Source organism: Mesorhizobium sp. M2A.F.Ca.ET.037.01.1.1 (assembly GCF_003998075.1).
Taxonomy (GTDB): domain Bacteria; phylum Pseudomonadota; class Alphaproteobacteria; order Rhizobiales; family Rhizobiaceae; genus Mesorhizobium.
Genome location: NZ_RZSA01000508.1, coordinates 1 through 4748 on the forward strand (window position 1 = coordinate 1; position 4748 = coordinate 4748).

At 66.9% G+C, this 4748-nt stretch carries 6 protein-coding genes; all 6 read right to left on the minus strand.

Translation table 11 applies throughout. The annotated features are described in order from the left end of the window. Nucleotides 1-671, minus strand: a 671-nt coding sequence (locus EOA27_RS22670) for an anti-sigma factor (protein WP_145970476.1), incomplete at its 3' end; no start/stop codon positions are given. Next, complete coding sequence (locus EOA27_RS22675) at nucleotides 658-1227, minus strand: sigma-70 family RNA polymerase sigma factor (RefSeq protein WP_126080910.1); 570 nt, start codon at nucleotides 1225-1227, stop codon at nucleotides 658-660. The genes EOA27_RS22675 and EOA27_RS22670, both read right to left, overlap by 14 nt. 229 nt (nucleotides 1228-1456) lie before the next feature. Continuing rightward, complete coding sequence (locus EOA27_RS42995; protein ID WP_281059467.1) at nucleotides 1457-1582, minus strand: hypothetical protein; 126 nt, start codon at nucleotides 1580-1582, stop codon at nucleotides 1457-1459. Nucleotides 1583-1701: 119 nt separating this feature from the next. Continuing rightward, nucleotides 1702-3090, minus strand: a complete 1389-nt coding sequence (gene chrA, locus EOA27_RS22680) for a chromate transporter (protein WP_126080909.1) — start codon at nucleotides 3088-3090, stop codon at nucleotides 1702-1704. After that, the gene (locus EOA27_RS22685) at nucleotides 3087-3905 is read right to left on the minus strand and encodes a sulfurtransferase/chromate resistance protein (RefSeq protein WP_126080908.1); all 819 of its coding nucleotides are present in this window, start codon (nucleotides 3903-3905) and stop codon (nucleotides 3087-3089) included. Before EOA27_RS22685 ends, chrA begins: the two co-directional genes overlap by 4 nt. Nucleotides 3906-4183: 278 nt before the next feature. After that, the coding region (locus tag EOA27_RS22690) for a 3-hydroxybutyrate dehydrogenase (protein WP_127257228.1) at nucleotides 4184-4748 on the minus strand (565 nt) is incomplete at its 5' end.

Genomic DNA, 4748 nt, shown 5'->3' on the forward strand with positions numbered 1-4748 from the left:
ACCTCGACGCGGCCGCCGAGCAGCGCGTAGCCGTCCTTGGCCAGGTCCGGCGCCGCCGGCGACACGCCGATACGGCCGTCGAGCCATGGCTTCACCGTATGGCGGTCGGACGACACGATGTCGACCGGCGTCGCCGCGAGCAGGCTGCGGCGATGGCCGTTGGCGACGGCCACGGCGAAACTTTCGGCCCCGTTATCCGCCGTCGCCAGCCACTGCGTCGCGCCGCTGGCGAGGAACGCCGTCAGTACGATTGAGGCCGCCATCTGGCGCCAGTCGAAGGAGTTGAACCAGCGCGACGCGCGCGGCCGCATCGCGACGACATTGCCTTGCTGCTGTTGCGGCAGCTGCCCCGCCTTCGCGGAAGAGACGTTTGGCGCCTCGGCTTCTTCCGGGCTTTTCACCTCGGCAATCGCCGCGATACGCGCCAGGAAATCGTCGCTGACGGTCGGGCGCGGCACGTTGGCGACAGCGCCGCGCAGCGCCACAAGGCGCGCATGCTCGGCGGCCAGTTCCGGATCGGCGGCCATGCGCCGCTCGACCGCCAGTGCGGCCGCGGCATCGAGCTCGCCATCGACAAGGGCGTGGATCATCAGCTTCACATCCTGCGGGTCTTGCGGCAATCCATCCTCACGGGGGCCATCCTCACGCGGGCGATCTTCATGCGGGCTCATGGCGCCCTCCAAGTTCCGTCATCAACAGGCCGCGAGCCCTTGCCAGCCGCGACATCACCGTGCCTTGCGGCACGTCGAGCATGGCGGCGATCTCGCGGTAGCTGAGACCGTTTATGTCGCGCAGCACAAGTGTTTCGCGGAAGGCTTGCGGCAGCCTGGCGATCGCCGCTTCCACCGCCGCCGAATTCGCCTTGGCGATCAGCGCCGCCTCCGGGCTGTCGGCATCATTGTCGGGCGGCGGCGAGACGTCGTCGAGATCGGCGAGGTCGCCGACCGCCACCACGCTCCGCGGACGGTTCTTCGCCATCCACGTATAGGAGGCGTTGCGCACGATGGTGAGCAGCCACGCGCGGGCGTTTCCCCCAGCGAACCCGGCAATACCCGCATGCGCCTTGAGGCAGGCCTCCTGCACGACATCCTCGGCGTCGGCGGTGTTGCCGGTCAGCCAGCGGGCGAGCGACAGCGCATCGCCAAGATGCGGCAGCACCACCTCGGCAAAACGCGCGGCCAGCATCTTTTCGCTCAACACCGTTCCGCCGTCGGGCGCTCCCGCCATGGGTCTGCCGCCGCCCTCAGCGGGAGGCGACGGTCTGTCCCGGCTCGTGCGCGTGAAGATCGCGACCGCAGGCGATGGCGCCTGCTTCGGGGGAAGAGAGGGCATTGGTGTCACCGGAGTCAAGTGTCTCGGAAGCAAGGGGCGCCTCGCAAGGGGACGGCGCATCGCTGGCTGCAACAGGGTGCTCGCCGTCATGGTCGTGGATCTCGATGGTTGCGACCGGCACGGATCAGGGCCGGCGGCGGGGCGGCATCGCCCGGAACAGATGCGCCCAGCGCCAGCGCTCCATGGGACGGCTGCGGTAGACGCCTTCGCCCTCTTCAGCCCTAGCGTATTTGTCTTCATGCCGTTTCATGACGGTCTCCTGCTGGTGCGCACAAAACGCGCATGCCCTGGAGACCGGCGGACCGGGCCGTTTATTCCCGGCCGCTCCGCTTTTTCATTCACGCTGATGTGATCGGAACTGCGCGCGGCCTATAGCGCCGACAGGAAAAGTCCCGCCAGCGCCGATGCCGCCAGCGTCGGCAGCATGCCGAGTTTCAGCCTGAACATGGCAACCATCGCCGCAACCGACAGCAGCGCGGCGCGCCAGTCGAGCGAGGACAGGACCGGCACCTCCACGCCCCAACCGACGCTTGCGACCTTGCCGAAGACGACATGCAGCGCGAACCACAGCGCCAGGTTCATGATCACGCCGACCACCGCCGCGGTGATCGCGCCGAGCGCCGCTGCCAGCGCTCGGTTCTGCCTCAGCTGCTCGATGTAGGGGGCGCCCAGAAATATCCAGAAGAAGCAGGGCACGAAGGTCGCCCAGAGCGTCAGCAGCGATCCGAGCGACCCGGCGAGCAGCGGGCTGGCAAGGCCGGCATGGCGATAGGCGGCGGCGAAGCCAACGAATTGCAGCACCAGGATCAGCGGTCCGGGCGTTGTCTCGGCGAGGCCCAGCCCGTCGACCATCTGGCCGGGTGACAGCCAGCCGAAAGAGGTGACCGCCGCCTGCGCGACATAGGCCAGAACCGCATAGGCGCCGCCGAAGGTGACGACGGCCATCAGGCTGAAGAAGCCGCCGATCTGCGCCCACACGCTGCCTGGCCCCACCAGCACGGCGATCAGCGCCACCGGTCCGAGCCAGAGCGGCAGCCAGATGGCGATGGTGCGGACCGCGTGCCATTTGGTGGGCACGGTGTGGGCCAGCTCGCCGCGTTCGAACATCAGGTCGACCACGCCGATTCTGTCGACGGTAGCCCCACCCTTGCCATGGGCCGAGCCGGAAAACAGGCCTGGCGCGAAGCGGTTGCCGATCCAACCGATGAGGCCAGCCGCAAGCACGATCAGCGGGAACGGCAGCTTGGCGATGTAGATCGCCAGGAAGGCCACCACCGCGATCGCCACCATTACGCGGTTCTTCAGCGCCCGCTTGCCGATGCGGATCACCGCCTCGACGACGACGGCCAGCACCGCCGCCTTGACCCCGAAGAACAGCGCCTCGACCACCGGCGCGTCGTTGTAGAGCATGTAGAAGCTGCTCAGGCAAAGCATCACCAGCGCGCCAGGCAGCACGAACAGTGTGCCGGCGACGAGGCCGCCGGCGGTCCGGTGCAGGAGCCAGCCGATATAGACGGTAAGCTGCTGCGCCTCGGGTCCAGGCAGGAGCATGCAATAGTTGAGCGCGTGCAGGAAACGCTCCTCGCCGATCCAGCGGCGCTCCTCGACCAGCTCCTTGTGCATCAGCGCGATCTGCCCGGCCGGCCCGCCGAAGGACAGCAGGCCGATCTTGGCCCAGAGCCGCGTCGCCTCACGGAAGCTCGGCATGCCGGGGGTATCCACCGGCGGCGCGGCGTCGTCCTTGGCGAGCGCGGTCATGGCGCCTTGCCTCCGGCCGGCCAGTTATGCGTCTCGTCCGCGGCGTCGCGGCACCAGCGGAAGAAGGCGTCGTAAAGCAGCATGCCGGCTTCCAACTGCTCGAGATCGTCGCGAAACATGCGCGACAGGCCGAGCGAGGCAGCGAGGAAGCCGGCCGCCTGCGGCGCGAGGTCGAGCCGCGCTGTATCGGCGGCGCGCACGATCAGCGCCAGTCGGTCGAGCGCGTCGACGCCCAGGCCGAATTCCTCGATCATCGTGTCGAAGCTGCAGCGATCGCCGCGATGGCTCCAGAACACGCCTTCGATGTCGAAGGGAACCGCGCCGAAGCGATCGGCCACCAGAGGCACCTCGGCCGGATCGACGAACAGGAACACCGCATCGGGATCGACGAAACGGCGGATCAGCCAGGGGCAGGCGATGCGGTCGACCTTCGGCCGCGAACGCGTGACCCACACGGTACGCCCCATTTCGTCGCGCGGCGGGATCGCACCGGCGCTGACCAATGGCGCCTTGGCGGCGACCCAGGCCTCGAAGCCGCCTTCCAGCGACTCCGCCGCAATGCCTTCATGGCGCAGCCATGCGGCAACGCCTTGCGAGAGTTTCTGCCCCCTCTGGCAAATGACGGCGACTTTTGCTCCGGAGAACTCGGCGGCCCAGGTCGAGACGGTTCTGAAATCGCGCCGGCAAGACGCCGGCAGCAGGCGCGGGTCGATTTCATAATCCTCGTCGGTGCGCACATCGACCAGGCAAGGCGTGTCGGGCAAGCCGACGAGACGGGAAAGCTGCGGAACAGTGATTGCGGTTGTTGACGGCATGGCGTCCACCTCCTGAACAGAGAGAGTCTGGACGCGATCGTTGGGCTGACGCCTCACGGGGTCATCGCGGGGAACCCCTTACGGGAATGCTGGAACGGTCCCCTGCGATTGTCAAGAAATCAAATTGCCTAGAGCAATTCCAGGAAAAGTGTGAGCGGTTTTCCGTCCGGAATTGCGCAAAAACAGAGAGATAGAGCGGTTCACTGTTTCCGTGAAACGGTGAACTGCTCTATGAGGACGCGAGCTCCGCTCCGCCCTTCCCTGAAACGACCTTTGCCCTACTGCGCGGTCCAGCCGCCATCCATCGGCAGGGTCGCGCCGGTGATCTGCTTGGCGGCGTCCGAGCACAGGAAAAGCGTCAGCGCGGCAAGCTCCTCGACGGTGACGAATTCCTTGGTCGGCTGCGCTGCCAGCAGCACATCGTGCTTGACCTGTTCCTCGGTCATGCCGCGCGCCTTCATCGTGTCGGGGATCTGCTTCTCGACCAGCGGCGTCCAGACATAGCCGGGCGCGATCGCATTCACGGTGATGCCGTCCTGCGCCAGTTCCAGCGCCACCGTCTTGGTCAGGCCGGCAATGCCGTGCTTGGCCGAGACATAGGCCGACTTGAACGGCGAGGCGACCAGCGCATGCGCCGAGGCCGTGTTGATGATGCGGCCCCATTTGCGACCCTTCATGCCCGGCACCGCCGCCTTGATGGCGTAGAAGGCGGCCAGGAGGTTGATGCGGATGATGGCCTCCCACTTGTCGTCGGGAAATTCCTCGATCGGCGCGACATGCTGGATGCCGGCATTGTTGACCAGGATGTCGAGGCTGCCGAACGCCTCCTCGGCCTCATGGATC